Raw genomic sequence first — 18,082 nt, 5'->3', positions numbered from 1 at the left:
AGAAACTCTTAATCGATTTCAGCTCTCAATTCATTCCGGTTCTCAATTCCCTCTAAAATAAACAGTCGAATTTACGCTTTATTCCCCATCTCTCCATTTCTACCTTCGATCGCTATGACCTTCTCCTTGAAACAAACTCACTTAAACGAAACTCATGATCCGTCCTTAAAAAGCTGGGTTGAATCTGCCAATTCCTCAGACAGCGACTTTCCGATTCAAAACTTACCGTTCGGCGTGTTTCATAAAGGTGGAAATGGAGAATCTGCCCGAATTGGAATTGCGATCGGCGATCAAATTTTAGACCTCAAAAATTGTATTAAGCTGGGGCTGTTTGATCATTTACCGGAACCATTGAAAGATGCCTGTACTGCAACTCGATTGAATTCGCTCATGGCATTAGGTTCCGAGCCTGTTTCGCTGCTGCGATCGGCTGTCAGTCAACTGCTGCGCCTTGATGTTGAGCAATCTCCGCCAGAAGCCGATGTTTTGGTAGCAATGACCGATGCCGAACTGCGGCTGCCTGCGGAAATTGGCGACTATACCGACTTTTACGCCTCGATTTTCCATGCGACCAACGTGGGCAAGCTGTTTCGTCCCGATAATCCGCTGCTGCCCAACTATAAATATGTGCCGATCGCCTATCATGGTCGAGCGTCTTCGATCGTGCCCAGCGGAATGCCGATTCGTCGTCCTCAGGGTCAGCGAAAACCGCCGGATGCGTCTATCCCGGAGTTTGCCCCTGCGCGAATGCTGGACTATGAACTAGAAGTCGGCTGTTTTGTGGGAACCGGAAATGCGATCGGGCAGCCGATTGCGATCGATCAGGCAGAACAACACATTTTTGGACTCTGCTTAGTGAACGACTGGTCAGCGCGAGACCTGCAAGCCTGGGAATATCAGCCGCTTGGCCCCTTTCTTGCCAAAAACTTTGCCACCACAATTTCCCCCTGGATTGTGACGCTCGAAGCCCTTGCCCCGTTTCGTTGTCCTGCGTTTCAGCGATCGAACGACGACCCCCAGCCCTTGCCCTATTTGCACTCAGAAACCGACCAGCGATCGGGCGGCTTTGAAATCACGCTCGAAGTCTGGCTCCGCACCGAGCAAATGCAATCAGACGGTGTTGCTCCGGTTCGCCTCAGCCAGGGATCGTTTAGCCAGATGTACTGGACGATCGCCCAAATGCTGACCCATCACGCTAGCAACGGCTGCAATTTGCGATCGGGAGATTTGCTGGCAAGCGGAACCGTTTCCAATGCCAATCCGGGTTCTCAGGGCTGTTTACTGGAGCTAACCCAGCGCGGCACCCAGTTAATTACACTCCCTGCCGGAGAAACCCGCGCTTTTCTGGCAGACGGAGACGAAATTATCCTGCGCGGATTTTGTCAGCGGGAAGGTTACACCAGAATTGGCTTTGGTGAATGTCGGGCGATCGTTCAGCCCTCTGCTTGATCTGAATCCGTCTTTTCTGGGGCAGCCAGTTGTTTTTCTAAGCTAAGCAGTTCTTGCTTGCGATCGATTCCCCAGCGATAGCCGCTCAAACCGCCGCCTTTCTGGATCACCCGATGACAGGGAATCACCAGCGCGATCGGATTGCTGGCACAAGCTCGCGCCACTGCCCGGACGGATTTAGGCTGTCCGATTTGCTGGGCAATATCGCTGTAGCTGGCGGTCGTTCCCAGGGGAATGGCTCTCAGTGCCTCCCATACTCGGATTTGAAAGGCAGTCGCCTGAACATCGATCGGCAAGGCAGGCAAAGCTTGAGCCCCGCCCAGATAATCCAGCAAATGCTGCACCCACTGCTGAAGCTCAGGATCGTCGGGCTGGAGCTGAGCCGCTTTAAATTCCTGCTGGAGTTCCTGTTCCAGTTCCAGCGCAGTTTCACCCAGCCGCACACTGCAAAGTCCCTGCTGCGTTGCCGCCACTAGCAGCCAGCCAAAGGACGGTTGCTTCGCAGTTCCCCAAGGGGGTAATTGCATGATGGCATAGCGAATCTGTTTCCCCTCGCCAGCGCGTTGATAAGTTGCAGGAGTCATGCCAAGCTGTTTGGGGGCTTTTTCGTACAGGCGGCTACTTGCGCCATATCCGGTTTCATAAAGGGCATCAGCGATCGTTTCTCCCTGGCGAAGGTGCTGTTTTAATCGTTCTATCCGCAGCGCATCCGCATATTGAAACGGAGTGACGCCAACGATTTGCTTGAAAGTGCGTTGTAAGTGAGTTGGACTCATGGCGGTCGTGTGACCTAATTCTGCAAGGGTGGGAATGGAGTCAACCTGAGTTTCGAGATAGCGGCAGACGGCTAAAACTTTTGCCACATTCGCATCGGGAGCAATCGCTTCCTGAGGAACACAGCGTTTACAGGGTCGATAACCTGCTGCTTCTGCCGCTGCTGCCGAGTCAAAAAAGCAGACCCGATCGCGCTGAGGCTTCCGGCTGGAACAGGTCGGACGACAGTAAATTCCGGTGGAGCTGACTCCATAAAAAACAAGCCCTTCAAACGCCGGATCTCGCTGCAAAACTGCCTGCCAAAGGATTTCTTCTGAGAGAATCGATCGCTGCATCATTGCTCAATGTTTAACTACAGCCTTGTTCAGGCGATTGAAGTACAAGAAATGGGGTTCAGGGGCTGTGCCCCCACGCAGGGGCACAGCCCCCACACCCCCCGTACCTTACAGGAGTGAAAAACGTTGTAATGTTTAACTGAAGATGAACGGTCTGACTCAAGCCGAGCGCTGTCGCCTGAGCTGAAATCGACCGTCGATGGCAATCAGTCCCAGGAAAATTAGCCCCATTCCGATCACCTCTGTCCATTGCACCTGTTCTTTTAAGACTAAAACACCTAAAACTAACGCACTAATCGGAATCAAAAACGTCACCAGCAATAAATTTGTTGATCCAGCGGTTGCAAGCAGTTGAAAGTAAATCAAGTAAGCCAGTGCCGTACTCAATAGCGACAATCCCAGAATCGAGAATACGGCGATCGAATCCGGAGCGAGTGTCCAGGGGCGATCGATGATCAGAACCAGAGGCAGCATCATCACGCTTGTGCCAATTAGCATTCCAGCGGCAGCAACCGGAGGGGAAAGCGATCGAAACCGCTTGCCGTAAATACCTGCCAATCCGTAGGAGCAAGCCGCCCCCAAAATGGCCAACTGAGCAAGATTGGTCAAATTAAACTGAGACAATGCCTGAGGACTCATCAAGACAACCACACCCCCCAAGCCTAGAACCGTTCCAGCAAAGCGATCGGGGGTTAATCGTTCGTCTTGAGTCAGCCAATGAGCTAGAATCACGGCAAAAATTGGAGTGGTTGCGTTCAAAATGGCGGCCAAGCTGCTGTTAATCTGCGTTTGTCCCCAAGCGATCAAGCTAAAAGGAATCAAATTATTTAACGCACCCATCACCAGAAATTCCTGCCACTGTTGCAGGGAACGGAGCAGGGGTTGACCAGATATCCAGACCCAAAAAGTGAGTACGATCGCAGCCAAGCTGACCCGACTAAAGACGATCGTGAAAGGAGGCAATTCCGTGAGCGCAAGTTTGATGAATAGAAATGAGCCACCCCACAAAACGGAAAGCGTGATGAGCAAACCCCATTCTCGAACTCCCATCTGTTTTTGCAGCATCCGATCGCTCCCTTTTCAACTGTATTTTCAGGCTAAAGCGTGTTTTCAGGCTAAAGCAGAGGCGGAGCAGCGTTCTACCCGATTCTTGCGATCGAATTCAAATCATTCTTTTAAAACTCGATTTTGTTAATCAGCAGGAAGCCTCTTTGAAGGGCGACAGTCCAATCGCTGTTGCGTTAGAAATTGGTCGTTATAGACTGGTGGTGTAGAGAATTTTGCGCCAGCCGTTTCACTCGCTCCCAAAATGTCTCCTGAATACTCTGCTTCTCCTCGATCGTCTCAATTTTCACAAAACCCCGTTCTCTATCCCTGGGATGTTGGTCCGGCTGTGGCTGAAATGCAGGATTTGCTGCGGGCGCACGGCTATTCGCTGCGGGTCGATGGAGACTTTGGCTGGAAAACCGAGATGCTGGTGAAGGCATTTCAGCGAAAACAAGGCATTCGGACCGATGGCATTGTTGGTCGAGAAACCTGGAACGTGCTGAGGTCAACGGTGCAGCCTGGAACGCGTGTGTTGAAACAGGGGCTGGTAGGCGAAGATGTGGCAGAGCTTCAGGGACTTTTACAGGTCAACGGCTATGCGGTCGATCGCTCTGGTCACTTTGACGCTGCCACGCAAGAAGCCGTAATTCAGTTTCAGCAGCGGCATAATCTCAAAAACGATGGCATCGTAACGGGGGTCATGTGGACACTGCTGCAAGGACGCAAAGAACCTACCAAAATGAGTAATCCTTTTTTGCTCAATCGATTCCGCAAGCCAACTTAGTTTCGCGTTAGCAGCGTTCAATCCTGCCCAACCAAATCCGATAGAATCACTCGATCGACCTACTTCAATCGGTGGCGAATTCACAAAATTAGCAATTCCAGCTCGCTAATCAGGAAGATACGATCGAGAATGGCTTTTTCACTTCTGAGAGAGGCGATCGAGAACGATGAGGATTTAGCTTAAAAGCACGATGAATCACACAAACCATCATGCTGCAAACAAATCACAGTTCCATCGTTGACTACCTCATTTTTTCCGTTATGGTTTTTTCGCTGCTGGGTCTGGCGTTAAGCGAGTGCCTGCTTTTCCTGTAACGCCTTTTTCTGTAGAGCTGTAGAGATAAAGCGCGATCGCCGTCCAGATACAGCTAAAGGTAATGGCATGAGTCTGGGTAAAGGGTTCTCGATACAGAAAAACACCTAAAAGCAGCTGAAGCGAGGGCGCGAGATATTGAAAAAATCCCAGTGTGGAAAGCCGCAATCGTTTAGCAGCATTGTTAAACCACAGCAGCGGCATTGAAGTCATAACCCCAGAGCCGATAAACAGCAGCGTAATCAGCTGATCGCTGCCCAGATGACTCACTCCGGTAAACGACTCCCAGCCAATGATCAGCAGCGCAACAGGCGTGACCAAAAGCGTTTCGACCGCTAACCCGACCATCGGCGCAACCGGAACAATCTTTCGCAGCAGCCCATAAAACGCAAAAGACAACGCCAGCAGCAGGGCAATCCAGGGAACCTGACCAAACTGCCAGATAAAATATGCCACCCCGATCGCTGCTAGCAGCACCGCCAGTTTCTGTCCCCGGTGCAGCCGCTCTTTTAGAAAGAGAAATCCCAGCGACACACTCACCAGGGGATTAATAAAATAGCCAAGGCTGGTTTCGACGACCCGATCGGTGTTTACCCCGTAGATATAAAGCCCCCAGTTAAACGACAGCAGCATTGCCGTTGTCAGCAAAAGCACGATCGACTTTGGCGTTTGCCAGAGCTGTCGCAGTTCCGATCGCCGCTGTTGCAGCAGCAAAACCCCCGTTAAAAACAGCATCGACCAAACAATGCGATGGCTTAACACCTCAACAGGCGGCGTAGAGCCAAACAGTTTCCAGTAGATCGGCAGCAGTCCCCAGGACGCATACGCCAAAATCGCGTAAACGGAACCAGACGAGAGAGCAGCAGGATTCGATCGAGCCAAAACAGCGATGTCCAAAAATGACCTTACCCATGATAGCGATCCGGGCGAAAGTAAGCGGTGTGTCAGAAGAGAGACCCCGATCACGAAGACAGGCTCTAAAGACTCTGAGAAGCGTAGCCAGAACCCGGTTCGCTCCCCCTGCATTCCCTCATCTCGTTTTTGTTAAAAGGGGGCTAGGGGGATCTAAAGCAGCTAACTCACCCTAGTACAGCTCATACTTCATCAACTGACAGGGCAAAGTCCCGTTATAAACTGCAAATCGCTGGCTTGACTTTAGCCCGATCGACTGCGCCAGCTCCTTATTGCCGCTCAAAACAAACGCTGTCCAGCCTTTAAACCGCTGCTTCAAAACGTCGCCAAGCTGACGATAAAAGGCTCCCAGGTCACTATCTCTGCCCAATCGCTCCCCGTAGGGCGGATTGCAAAACAATACCCCGCTATCGGTCGGAGGCTCCACCTCAGACAAATCCATCCGCGAAAACCAGACCTGATCTGAGACACCGCAGTTTCCGGCATTAACCATCGCCTGTTCGATCACCGTTTCATCCCGATCGCTTCCCCAAATCGGCGCAGCTACTTTCTCACGTTGACTTGACTCCGCATCCTTAATCAGGCTTTCTAATAAATCCAAGTCAAAGTCGGGCCAGGTCTCAAACCCAAACCGCTCCCGAAAGAGCCCAGGCGCAATGTTGAGCGATTTAAGACAGGCTTCTAGCGGCAACGTACCAGACCCACAAAGCGGATCATAAAACATCTGCTCCGGCTGCCAGCCCGAAAGCTGAATCAACGCCGCTGCCAACGATTCCTTTAACGGAGCCGCCCCCACTGCAGGACGATAGCCCCGACGATGCAAACTGTTGCCCGAACTGTCCAGGCTCACCGTGCAGGAATCGCGATCGAGATGCACATTAATCCGCACATCAGGGTCTTGCAGCTCCACATTCGATCGATCGCCAAACTGCTCTTGCTGCTGATCGACGATCGCGTTTTTTACCTGAAGCGCAGTGAAGTGGGTGTGGTTGAGCTGAGTTGTTTTACCCGTTGCGGTGACGGCTAGCGTTAAATCAGGCGTGAGATAAACAGACCAGTCAATTTTCTGAATTCCTTGATAAAGATCTTCGGCATTTTGACAGGGAAACTCCCGTAGCTTCATCAGAATCCGAAACGGCAGCCTCGCCCAAAGATTAACCCGATACAGCAAGGCACGATCGCCCTCAAAGGCAGCCCCACAAAACTTAGGCTCCACCGAATGGGCCCCTAGCTGCTCTAATTCCTGTGTAGCAAGCGATTCCAAACCCCGCGCCACCGTTGCAAAATACTGATTCATACAGGCTGATTCACCAACGTCTATCGCACGCCCCTCGTAGGAAATGCCCTGCTCCTATAATGACGCACCCGGATTAAACTTACACTAGCGTTCCATCGCTGCAATTCTTCAGAAACCAAAAAGGTTGCTGCTTAACATCGCACTTAAGGTTGAAGTACCACCACCGACGGTTTGACTATACTCTCGGTTACTCACTGCTCGATCGAGCAGCGGGTAATGATCAACTGTATCGTTCAGATCTCGTAAATGCTACAGCGCGTTTTTGGACGATCGCAGTTCATAGGGTTTTGGTTTGAAGCGACAATCAAGCCTTCATTGGGAGAAAATCAATGTTTAACTTCGACAAAATTAATGATGCGCTAAGGAATGCTGTACCGGGAGCAAGACAAGAGGAAGACGAGGATAGGAAAAGAGGTCGTCGTAGTGACGATGAATATTCCGAGGAAGATTACGACGAAAACAGAAGAAATCGACGCGACGACAACGAAGACAGCGATGACGAGGACAATCAAAGCAGAAGAAGTCAACGCGATAATGACGAAGACTACGATGGGGATAGAAGAAGTCGTAGAGACAATGACGATGACGAGGAGGACAGAAGAAGTCGTCACCGGAATGACGACGATGACGATGATGACGACGATTAGTTTGTAATTGCTCTATTCAGATTGCAAGACTCGTAAATCTTTCGCAGTGTTATTTTCGTATTGTCATTTTCGCGCTGTCATTCTTGCAGAACTAATCAACGGGTCAGCACCCCTCTCCAGACGGCTCACAAGCGCCAATGCTGACCCAACTCGTGGAGCCGTCTTCCCAGTGTTCCTTTTTCCAGATGGGGGCGTTGTGCTTTAATGTGTCGATCGCATATTTACACGCCTCAAATGCTTCGGTGCGGTGCGGGCAGCCCACAGCCACTAAGACGCTAATTTCGCCGATCGTCAAGCGTCCGACTCGGTGATGAATCACTACATGGGTTACGTCTGTCCAGCTCTGGCGGATTTGGTGGGCGATTTGCTTGAAAATCTCGATCGCCATCGGCTCGTATGCCTGATACTCCAGCGCGACTACTGCCCGACCTTCGGTATTGTCTCGTACCATGCCGCTCATAAGTACTACTGCCCCATTTGCCGGGTCATCGGCAAGCCGATAAACCTCTTCTAAAGACAACGAAGCATAAGTAATCGCGAAACTATCCCCCAAGTAGGTGGGTGGACGTAGCGGGGAAACGGCTCCGAAGGGGGAACTGCTTTGCACCAGGGTCATGACAGCAGATAAGGGGTTTCTCTACCACTGTATCAGGCTAACACTGGATCGGGCTGGCACTGGATCAGGCTGGCACGCCATCTGGGGCATCCCCTTAGGTTAGGTAGGAAGGGTAAAAGAGCTTTGGTGATGCAACGACAGCACAGGGAGCAACCCAGAGGACAGCACAAAGATAATAAGGAGCAGGAGGAAAGATTAGGGGCAAAATGCGGTTCGGCTACGAAATCAGGCTTAGTTCATTTGCCTAATGAGTTTTTCTAAAGCGTTTAGAGCTGATTTTGCATTTGCACAATGCGCCTGCATGAATTAAACTCCCCCATTTCCCAGCCTTTTCTCCCAGGGTTTTCCTTGAGGAGCAAAGGAGAGCCACGCTCAAAGTTCCTCTACTGTTCCGTAATGGAGAAGAATTGAGGGTGGGAGCAGGCATTCGCGCAGCAGATTTCATTGCAATCGATTTTTTTGTATTGAAAGCTACCTTCTATTATTTGAAATTTCTATCTAAGCGTCACTTTTGATTGAAAGAATTAGGAGTTGCAGGGGAATTCTGATTTATTCCAGAATAGAGGGGCTGTTGGAGAGGCGGATGAGTGTTTGTTTATCGTGTCCTGTTCGTCAGCAACCTCTATTTCATCTGTCTAATTTGTTCCTGGAAATCGCAGGGGAAATTTAGGCAAAAATACAAAAAAACGCTGTTTATTCCCAGTTTCGCTGTAATGCATTAGCTAGAGATTCTCTTCATCACTGCTGCCACAAGCAACACTGCTGCGCTAAAAACCTTATAGCCTTATTACCGGGAAGAGCAACACCTCTTTTATAAGAAATTTATATAACTCACGGAATAATTTGGCAAAACGAGAAAAGCTGTTAAACTCGCTACAACTTCTGCCAATCCCTGCCAAACTTTTCGTTTCGTATTATCCCCGGATCGGGTCTGTAGCCTACGAATTCAGAGGCTCTGGGGCACTTTTTGCCAGCAGCAATATTTTTTTTCTAACTGAGGGTTGAGCAATATCAAATAATTGCCCAACTCACTTCTAATCGATCGCCTGAGCCTGAAAAAGCTCGCCCATAGGGTATTCTAAGACTGACCATCAACTGTAGAAAAACATCTTGGTAATGGCAAGCCCTGTTTCAGACAAAATAAAGATCTCTATGAGAGCAGATTCTTTGATGCCATTCGCGCAGATGTAGGATAGACTATGCCGGTAAGATTTCTATCACCCCCTGCAAAGACTGAAATAACTCGGTTACAGCAAGCAATCGTGATAGGGCTAAGCGTTGATGAGGCAAGAGTTTTTTATAAACATTTCATTTTTGATCGATGAACACTTGAAATTTTTTTCATCTGATGTAAGCTTGTCTAAGTCAAAAAAGCAGGGTAATCTTACCTAGTCATCTGTCCCTCGTCGGTGATCCAAGTCTCAATCTTGTTTGATATCGATCATCTACTTCAGGGCATTTGATTTGGGTATATCGAAGCAAGACCACAAGGTCTGAAGGATAGTTTAAACGCTGCTCAACAGGAGGTCGTTCTTTTGAAGCGAGCATATCTGCGGAAGGTCAAGCCTAATGTTAGCTCCTCTGGTTCAGTTGATAATGCAATAGGTCAGACGGAACAAGGTTCCAGGGGAGTTCGTCGTCGGGCACGCACTTCTGCTGCCATGGTCGGATTAGCCCTCTCGATGGGTGCAACGGGTCTTGTGATACCCCGCCAAAGTGATGGTGCGGCAGCAGCAGAATCAGCCGGGACAGAAGCCAGTGTTTCTCCGGTTTCTCAAGCGGCGCCGACTGGTCCATCTGCGACCGAAGCGTCTAATTTAGACACCGCTGCTGCCGAAGTTCAGCACAAAGTGGCTGCAGGCGAGACGCTGATCGGTATTGCCAGGGAGTATCAAGTGACCGTTGCGGCGATCGCGAAGGCAAATAAGCTTTCGACTCGTGCTGGTCTCCAGGTTGGACAGCTACTCAAGATTCCGGTACAGTCAGATGTCCAACTGACGCCAGCAAGCTCCTCGCCAAGCGTGGATAGTGCGGCAAGTGAGAAGGCAGCCATTGATTCGCTTCAATTGGATCGGGAGCAGGCACTCAGCCGCCTTCGTGTTCAGCGTGAACAGCTCCAAAGTAAGTTGTTAGAGCTACGCCCGGAGCAGAATGCCGAGCAGAGCGTCGGGCCTTCTCAGGAAGCACCTGCTAAACTTCAGCAAGCCCCGATCGCCGAACTGCCTCCTAACCTGGCTCCAGCAGCTCAAAGCAGTTCTTCCCAACGCCAAATCGAGCAGGAATCAGCAAGCGTTCCATCGGTTCCTCAGGCACATTCTCAAACCGATTCTCAACCCCAGGTCTCACAAGCGGCAGCCCCGATCGCTCCTCAGCAAAACGTTCCTGAGCGGTTGCCCGAACCTGACTGGATTCGCTCCAGCCAAAACGGGGTAACTCCAACTAGCCAGGTCACGGCTGCCCCTGCTGTACCCGAAAATCTGCTGGCTCTTCGTCGGACACCAGTGATTCCGGTAACGCAGCCGACGATTCCGCAAACGGTAATTCCACAGCTTTCTTCTGAATCGGGGGCAATTGCCTACCGGGTGGGTCCTGGGGATACGGTTGCCGAAATTGCTGAGGCGTACAACGTTCCGCAATCCTTATTAATCTCCGCTAATCGCATCAGCAATCCAAATTTCATCTTTGTGGGGCAGGTCTTGCAGGTTCCAGGCAATCAAGCCGCCAGCCCTCAGGTTCCTACTAGAGAATCTAGCTTTGAAGCAAAGGCTCCGTCGGTAGCAGAGGCTCCGCTCCCAACTCGGTTAGAAACCCCGGCTGCGCCCGTTCAGATTTCCTCAGTTCAGGGGATAGAGGCTAGTCAGACTGCTGAAGCCGTCACTGTTCCAACAATTCCGACTGCTGTGGCTTCTGAGCCGTCTGCTACAACCCTGATGCTGCCTCAGCAGGTCGCGGCTGCACCCATTAGCACGACGCCTGCGACTCCCGCAGCCGGAAGCGAATTGATGCTGCCTGCCACTCCTGCTCAGCAAAGCAACGCAGCAGATAACGTGACAAATCCGTTTGTGCAAAATTTGCTGGCTGAGATTCGCACTTTGAGACAGCAACATCAGCATCCGTCAGGCGCTCCCCAGGTGCAGGCAGCTCAGACTGTCACTGCACCGGCTGAGCCTGCAACGATCGCAGCCGCTACGGTCTCAGGTTCAATGGCGGTCAATCCTCAGTTTCAGCGGCGCAATGAAAGTGCGGTAGGGGGTAGTGCTCCTGCACCCGAAACGAATCAGTCGCAAGTAGTCGCGGTCGCTCCGCTAGGCTCAGAAAATTATGAACCACTGCTGCGACCCGTAACTGGACGGATGGTTTCACCCGATCTGCCGCCGCTGCCCGGAGCAGACAACTTCCTGCCCAATCAGCGCGAAGTCTTTGACGGCTTTATCTGGCCTGCTCGTGGGCTTCTGACTTCTGGTTATGGCTGGCGTTGGGGTAGAATGCATCGCGGAATTGATATTGCTGCTGATGTCGGAACCCCGATTTACGCAGCTGCCGATGGCGTGATCGAATTCGCTGGCTGGAATGCGGGCGGCTACGGCAACATGATCGAGATTCGCCATGCAGACGGCAGTATGACTCGCTATGCTCACCTGAATCGGATTTCGGTTCGGTCGGGACAAAGGATTGGGCAGAGTCAGCAAATTGGTGAGATGGGCAGCACGGGTTACAGCACGGGTCCGCACCTTCATTTTGAAGTCCATCTTGCACAAGGTACGGTTAACCCAGTTTCTTATCTGCCCAGTCGTTAGTAATGGTATATCCCGTTCATCTCAAATCCGGTTCATTGGCTATTCTCCGACCCGTCACCTGGTTTTTTCTTCAGGGTCTTTAAGCGGATTTGATATCAGCCAATAAGGGGAGCAATATTGCTCCTCTTTTTTATGTTTAAAGTTCGGAATCTCGGTTTGAAGTTCGACATCGGGCTTGCTTTAGGATTTCAAAGTTCCCCATTCCTTAGGAATTCAGGGGGTAATGTAGCCTTTCTGATTCTCCTCAAACTCCCTTCGGAAAAACCAATGCGATCGCTGTTCTGATTGAAACGATACCCAGCATTCGCGCAAGTTTATTAAACCAGGGACGATGAGAGGGTTATTTGTCCCTTATTATTTGTCTCTGTCATTGCTATTCATCATTCGCAATTCGCAGAGAGCCATTCACTGATGACAACCGTATCTCGCGCTGATCTTTGTCTCTTTGTTTATCCCTAATTGCTTTACTAAATCGATCGCTCAACTTAGTCGCCTAATAATTCCAAAACCTTGATCAGCAGCGTATTTAATACCAGCCGATCGAGTCGCGTTAAAATCATGTTATGCTTTGTGACGGTTTTCGATTAGGGATCGTCAAAACCGCCTTTAGCTTTGTTTTTAGCTCTGAAAGTCTAACTGCGCTGGAGCGTGATCATAAGCGATCGCGTTTGGGTTTCCTGGGGTTGCAGGTAGGCGATCGTTCCGTTTTCGCAGGCAACATTCAGGTCATAAGGCATGGTAGTGCAAGGTTCAACCACAACGACATAGTGATCGTGCCAGCCACCGAAGCTCTGAAACATCCAGACATAGGGAAATTCTGCCGTGTCAAAGCGCATGACCAAAGCAGACTTCGACTTCATGCTGCGAATGCCGCAGTGACCCGCTGCCAATTGAGAACTGTAGAAAAATTCCTGGAGTTGGGAAGAGCGGGGTGGCACCTGCTTGATATTGATTTCGGTTCCTTCGGCGGTGAGTGCTTTGGGAAAGCGGGTCTGCTGTTGCTGACCGATAATGCGGCTAAAGTCGAGCGTCACAGGTTCGATCAGGCAATCGGGCAAAATGATTTCGTCACCCGGTTCGATCGCAATTGCGGCATGATGCTTTAGCAAAAACGGAATCGTTTCATCGACCTGATTTTGCAGCGTGTAGACGATCGCTGCTTTCGGTTTAGAAGCACTGATGCGAATATTTTTGGTGACGGTCACAGGGACAGTTTGGCAAACGTATCGCATCGTCACGCCCAGTTTTGTGGATTCGATCACTTCCCAGGACTGCGACCACAGTTCCCCGTGATCCACCAAATTGCGCCCCTGAAATTCCCCTGCTGCGTCATTGGGAAACACTTCATCCCAGCCGCCAGTCCAGTTCTGATCAAAGGAAGCTCCAACTTCCAGCGATCGAGACTTATTGGCATTGTATTCTTCAGGATGCCAAAGCCATTTCTTACCCGTTTGTAAATCCTGAAGTTGATCAATTCGTCCACCCAAATCGGGTCTGATCACGAGCTTGATTTCTGCATTTTCTAAAATCAAAGCTTGAGTAGAAAGGGGCTGTAGCTGGGACGAGTCGATCGCGACCACCTGATTTTCTCCTTTGCACGACTAATCCACAAATACCGCTGTTTCAAGGTTCCTGTCACTCCCACTAGAGATAGATAAGCCCGTTACTGAGCCGAGTTTAGATGCTTCGCTCAGTCACGGGCAGAGTGTAGATAAAAGTGATAAACCCTGTGGTCGGGAGAAATTGAGCAATGAGTTTGTGAATGGTTTAAGGATGAGTGTGATCTGCTAAACAATCCTCAAACCGATCGATTTGTACCTAAAGTTTAGAGGACGAACCTGTTAATTTTAGGTTCCAAACGATTCACAAACGGGAGATTAAGGGAGCGGATTTCAGAGAATGTTTGAATCATGAGATACTGCTCAAGCCACCCCTCAAACCCATTCAAGGCAAGAATCAAGCGAAATAATTGCCAGTTGTTAACCTGCCGCCTGTCGCATCTTGCCCTGCCATCTGAATTCCCGTTAGGTTGACTACAAGATCGTTGTTGCTAAAACTTGCCACACCGTCATTAGCGGCAACATAAGTGCGTGTGCCCCATTGGAAAAAGACGGCTTCATTGGGTTGCAATGCCTGGTCTCCGCCAACAAGCTGGTTTTTGTCGCGGAATGCTGCTTGAGCGGCGGCTGTCAGGTCGCTACCCGTTTTGCGTCCGGCATTGAACACGCCGCGTGGAAGTTGGGCGGTTTGCAGGTTGTTGTCGTAGTCAAGCTGAAGTCGATCGCCTTGAGCGAAGGTGAAATCCGTAATGCGATCGAGGCTGCCAACACGGGACTGGCTGAAAGCTGTCTGCTGCGATGCCCCTGCATAAACAAAGCGATCGGCTCCGGTTCCCCCGGTGAGGGTATCTGCGCCCAGGTTGCCAATCAGCACATTATTGCTGGCATTGCCCACTAGCGTATCGTTGCCGCTCGTTCCGTTGAAGGTATTGCTTCCTGATGTGCTTTCCCCTGATATACCGCCTCCTGATGTACCGCCTCCTGGCATGCTTTCCCCTGATGTACCGCCTCCTGATGTACTGACTGCTGATGTACTGCTTCCTGGAGCCATTGCGCCTGCTTCAAATGCACCGATGTCAATCCGTCCATCCGATCGCGTAAAGCCGCGTCCATCCGTCGTGGGTGCGCCTGCGGCAATGCCGCTATTGATTGCGGGACTTCCTGCCAGTAGGGCGTGGGTGAGCATCCCGCCGCCGTTATTCTGGAGCGATCCCAGCATTGGATCGACCAGTCGAACGCTTGGAGTTGCGTTGTAGTCGTTCCAGTTGTTGGTGCGCTTGGGCGGAAACTGAATATTGCCGCCATTGTCAATCAGGACGCGGTTTGTGTGCTGCTGAATGCCCCAATTGTTCGTGCCGTTGTCGGCAGTGTTATTGGAAAAGATGGTGTTTTTCACCGTTACACGGGCATTATCCGGTGCAGAAATGCCACCCCCGACCCAACCTGCTTTGTTGTTGGCGATCGTTGTGTTGATAATATCCGTGTTGCTATACAGCGTCATCGCGCCGCCCACGCGGTTGTAGTCGGTTCCGGTGGTTTTGTTGCCGGAGAAGGTGCTGTTCGTAATCGTGCCGGGTGCGCCCATCATCCACAAGCCGCCGCCCTGACTGGAAGCTGTGTTGTTGACAAACGAGCTATTGCTGATGACAAGTCCCCGGTTGTTACCGTTGCTCATCACCACCACGCCGCCGCCGTTGCCGCCATTGCCCTGTGGAAGGGACTGCACTGCGTTGTCTTTGAACGTACTGCGATCGATGATGACGTTATCCTGCGTTCCGGTGTACAGATAGGCTGCGCCGCCTTCTGCCTTGCCTTGGTTGCCTTCAAACACGCTGCCCACAATCCGAATCGTGCCCGATGCCTCGCTGGTGCTGCTGGCGCGATCGGTGTAGATGGCTCCGCCGTAGCCGCGCAAAGTCGGATTTTGCTGTCCGGCTGCAAAGCTGGCTGCCAGCGTACTGTTGTTGATAAAGCGCGAATTTTCGATCGTCAGTTTGCCATTGAGGCTGTTGATTGCACCGCCGTTAATACCCTGGTTATTGGTGAAACTGCTGTTTCGGACGATGAAATTCCTCGGGCTGAGAAAGGCGATCGCCCCTGCACCACGTTCGTCATTTCCGGCAGTTGCCTGGTTGCGATCGAACTGGGAATTGGTGACGGTCAAATTGTTTTCCCAGGCTGAGTAGATGGCTCCGCCGCCTTTGTTGGCAACGTTGTTTTGAAAGCTAACTTTGTCGATGCTGATGTTTGCCCTGTGTTCACCCTTGATCGCACCGCCCTGATCGTTCGTTTTACCGTTGATCAGGCTGAGATTTTTGAAGGAAACGGTGGTGGGAAAGTCTTGGTTCGAGTTCACCCAGAATATGCGGGAGGCATTATTGCCACTGATTTTTAACCCTGGCGCAGTGCTGCCATCGATCGTGATGTTTTTGCCAGGGGAGACTTCAATTTGTCCGCTTGTGAGCGTAATCGTTTGTCCCGCTAGATTGGATGCAAATTGAATCGTGCTTCCAGCAGGTGCCGCAGCGATCGCTGCCCGCAGTGAACCTGCACCACTATTCGCAGTGCTGGTAACGGTGATGATATTCGACATGAAAGCTCCTCTAATGGTGGGAGTCACCGCGCAGATTGCGATCGTCACGCTTCTCGACGGAAGCAGAGAGTAGAAATCTGGGTGCAGCAGCACCGGGTGATCTCGCAATGAATAACAGACACAACAGGGATGCTTCGTCGTTTCAACCTGTTTGCTATTTCACACGCACAGAACACACTGAGGTTCACTCAAAGTGAACGAATTGAGCTGGTAGAAGTTGGTAGTCTGACCCTTTTTCCCTAATTTTGGATTGCCCGGAAAGGCAACGCCTGCGGCGTGGTAGATTCACACTCATTTAACAGGAGAGCCGCAGTTGCTTCACACCGACTCACTGTAGAGGGTAATGGGAGCCGGAGGATGTGATAAGCCACAGTAGAGGGGGTGATATGTATCACGAGGGGATGGGCAGAGATGAGGTTGTTTGGGGTGGAAGGTGTTTAGGCTGGCTGTAGGAAAGATGAGGATGGATGAAGAAGGGAGATGGTTAGGCGTTTGGGGGGTGGGGCGATCGCGCACCAACGTGGGGAAGGGTGACGGTGAAGGTAGTTCCTTTGTCTTCGATACTGTCGATCGTAATGTTGCCTTGATGCCGATCAACGCACTGCTTAACCACGGCTAATCCCAGCCCGCTACCGCTCACGCTGATGCTGTTTTGTCCTCGATAAAATGCCTCAAAGATTTGCGATCGATCGGCTGGGGCAATGCCCAATCCATTGTCTTTGATTTGGAGAATGGTTTGTCCGGGTTGACAGTCAAGCAGCAGTTCAATGAGCGAAGTAGAACTGGAATATTTGATAGCATTGCAAAGCAAATTGCTCAGAATTGAATACAGCAGTTTCTCATCTAAAAGCACGTGTCGCTGGCTGCCCTGGCTAATGATTTGAACAGGATGAGACGATCGCATTGAGAGCTGAATTTCTTCAACTAAATTGAGGCAAAATGCTTCTAGATCGATCGGCTGCGGGTTAAATTCCAGTTTGCCTGCTTCGGCTCTGGTCAGGGTAAGAATGTCGGACAACATTTGCTTCATCAGCTTGGCAGAAGATTGGATTCGCTCCAGATTTTTTTGCTGGCGTTCTTTTGTCCACGAGGCTTCGTTATCACGCATAAGCTGGGCGGAGCCTAAAATTACGCTGAGCGGAGTGCGAAACTCATGCGACACCATCGAAAAGAATTTCACCTTTAACTCGCTGAGTTCCTTTTCCTGAAGCAGAGTCGATCGCAGCTTTTCTGCTTGCTGCCGCTGGGCATACTGGTAATAGAGCAACAGGGCAAACCCAAGAAAGATAGCCAAGCTAGAAAGGCTAATCAAAAACTCAATTAAATATCGGCTGCGAATGCTAGTTTGGGATTGGTTGAGCCACTGCTGCAAACGCTGTTCTTCCTCAGCTTGCATCTGATTCATCACCAATACAATTTGCTCCCGAAGCTGAATGCTTTGTTCTGTAATTTCTGCTTGAGTGGTGCGATCGTTCGGCTGTTTCTGATGAAGCTGAATCGATTGTTCCAGAAGAATGATGCGGCGATCGAGCAGTTGTTTAAGCTGGTTAAATTGGGCAATTTGCTCACTGTTCGTGTCAATTTGCTGCTGAAGAAGCTGCATTTTTGGAACGATTGCTTTAACTGCTTCTTGATACCGCAAATATTCAGCGTGATCGCTGAGAAAAACGTAACCGCGTCGCCCGGATTCAGCAACTGTCATCGTGGAAAAAATATTGGCAAGGCTTTTAATCACTTCATAGGTTTGTTTGGATTGATTGGTGCTTTCAATGAGCTGCTTGGCGTTTTGATAGGAAGTCCAGTTCGTGAATCCCATTAATACAATCACAGAAGCGAAACCTGCTCCCAGTGCTCGTTTTCTCTGCAAGAGTTTCACGTTAACTTTTGTTCCGTCTCGATCGCCGATCTGCTCTGCCACGCTTCCCTTCCTCGCCTACCTTCTCTTCAGCATATCGCTCCA

The 18,082-nt window shown here is 50.6% G+C and carries 12 protein-coding genes; 4 read left to right on the top strand and 8 right to left on the bottom strand.

The genetic code is table 11. The features are described from left to right. Positions 1 to 114 precede the first annotated feature (114 nt). Positions 115 to 1,449, top strand: coding sequence for a fumarylacetoacetase (fahA, locus tag NDI45_RS00195; RefSeq protein ID WP_348245723.1), 1,335 nt, complete (start codon positions 115 to 117; stop codon positions 1,447 to 1,449). Here the strand turns inward: fahA and ada are convergent. Then, the gene (gene ada, locus NDI45_RS00190) at positions 1,434 to 2,561 is read right to left on the bottom strand and encodes a bifunctional DNA-binding transcriptional regulator/O6-methylguanine-DNA methyltransferase Ada (protein ID WP_348245722.1); all 1,128 of its coding nucleotides are present in this window, start codon (positions 2,559 to 2,561) and stop codon (positions 1,434 to 1,436) included. The two genes, fahA and ada, sit on opposite strands and share 16 nt — an antisense overlap. 156 nt (positions 2,562 to 2,717) lie before the next feature. After that, on the bottom strand, positions 2,718 to 3,623 hold the full coding sequence (locus NDI45_RS00185; RefSeq protein ID WP_348245721.1) for a DMT family transporter: 906 nt from the start codon (positions 3,621 to 3,623) through the stop codon (positions 2,718 to 2,720). Between the two features lie 244 nt (positions 3,624 to 3,867). Between NDI45_RS00185 and NDI45_RS00180 the strand changes: the two genes are divergently transcribed. Beyond that, entirely contained in the window at positions 3,868 to 4,389 is a 522-nt protein-coding gene (locus NDI45_RS00180) for a peptidoglycan-binding protein (RefSeq protein ID WP_348245720.1), read from the top strand. A gap of 258 nt (positions 4,390 to 4,647) precedes the next feature. On the opposite strand, the gene rarD is transcribed toward NDI45_RS00180, so the two are convergent. Together rarD and NDI45_RS00170 are read right to left on the bottom strand one after the other, a co-directional pair. Next, positions 4,648 to 5,598, bottom strand: a complete 951-nt coding sequence (gene rarD, locus NDI45_RS00175) for an EamA family transporter RarD (RefSeq protein WP_348245719.1) — start codon at positions 5,596 to 5,598, stop codon at positions 4,648 to 4,650. 187 nt (positions 5,599 to 5,785) lie between these two features. Beyond that, complete coding sequence (locus NDI45_RS00170; protein WP_348245718.1) at positions 5,786 to 6,910, bottom strand: THUMP domain-containing protein; 1,125 nt, start codon at positions 6,908 to 6,910, stop codon at positions 5,786 to 5,788. Positions 6,911 to 7,239: 329 nt separating this feature from the next. On the opposite strand from NDI45_RS00170, the gene NDI45_RS00165 reads away from it, so the two are divergent. After that, positions 7,240 to 7,557 (top strand): hypothetical protein, encoded by a 318-nt coding sequence (locus tag NDI45_RS00165; RefSeq protein WP_348245717.1) that lies wholly within the window; start codon positions 7,240 to 7,242, stop codon positions 7,555 to 7,557. 103 nt (positions 7,558 to 7,660) lie between these two features. Here NDI45_RS00165 and NDI45_RS00160 read toward each other — a convergent pair whose 3' ends face one another. Continuing rightward, positions 7,661 to 8,173 carry a molybdenum cofactor biosynthesis protein MoaE gene (locus tag NDI45_RS00160; RefSeq protein WP_190791725.1) on the bottom strand — a complete coding sequence of 171 codons (513 nt, stop codon included), beginning with the start codon at positions 8,171 to 8,173 and terminating at the stop codon, positions 7,661 to 7,663. Between the two features lie 1,535 nt (positions 8,174 to 9,708). On the opposite strand from NDI45_RS00160, the gene NDI45_RS00155 reads away from it, so the two are divergent. Beyond that, complete coding sequence (locus NDI45_RS00155; RefSeq protein ID WP_348245716.1) at positions 9,709 to 11,970, top strand: peptidoglycan DD-metalloendopeptidase family protein; 2,262 nt, start codon at positions 9,709 to 9,711, stop codon at positions 11,968 to 11,970. A 632-nt stretch (positions 11,971 to 12,602) separates the two neighbouring features. On the opposite strand, the gene NDI45_RS00150 is transcribed toward NDI45_RS00155, so the two are convergent. From NDI45_RS00150 to NDI45_RS00140, 3 genes are all read right to left on the bottom strand, one after another. Next, positions 12,603 to 13,550, bottom strand: coding sequence for a DUF4432 family protein (locus NDI45_RS00150; protein WP_190791723.1), 948 nt, complete (start codon positions 13,548 to 13,550; stop codon positions 12,603 to 12,605). A gap of 376 nt (positions 13,551 to 13,926) precedes the next feature. Next, positions 13,927 to 16,122 carry a choice-of-anchor Q domain-containing protein gene (locus NDI45_RS00145; RefSeq protein WP_348245715.1) on the bottom strand — a complete coding sequence of 732 codons (2,196 nt, stop codon included), beginning with the start codon at positions 16,120 to 16,122 and terminating at the stop codon, positions 13,927 to 13,929. A gap of 484 nt (positions 16,123 to 16,606) precedes the next feature. Next, positions 16,607 to 18,040 (bottom strand): ATP-binding protein, encoded by a 1,434-nt coding sequence (locus NDI45_RS00140; RefSeq protein ID WP_348245714.1) that lies wholly within the window; start codon positions 18,038 to 18,040, stop codon positions 16,607 to 16,609. Positions 18,041 to 18,082 lie beyond the last annotated feature (42 nt).

The organism is Leptolyngbya sp. GB1-A1, from assembly GCF_039962475.1.
Lineage (GTDB): Bacteria > Cyanobacteriota > Cyanobacteriia > Elainellales > Elainellaceae > Leptolyngbya_A.
This window is presented reverse-complemented; position numbering and strand designations above follow the sequence as displayed.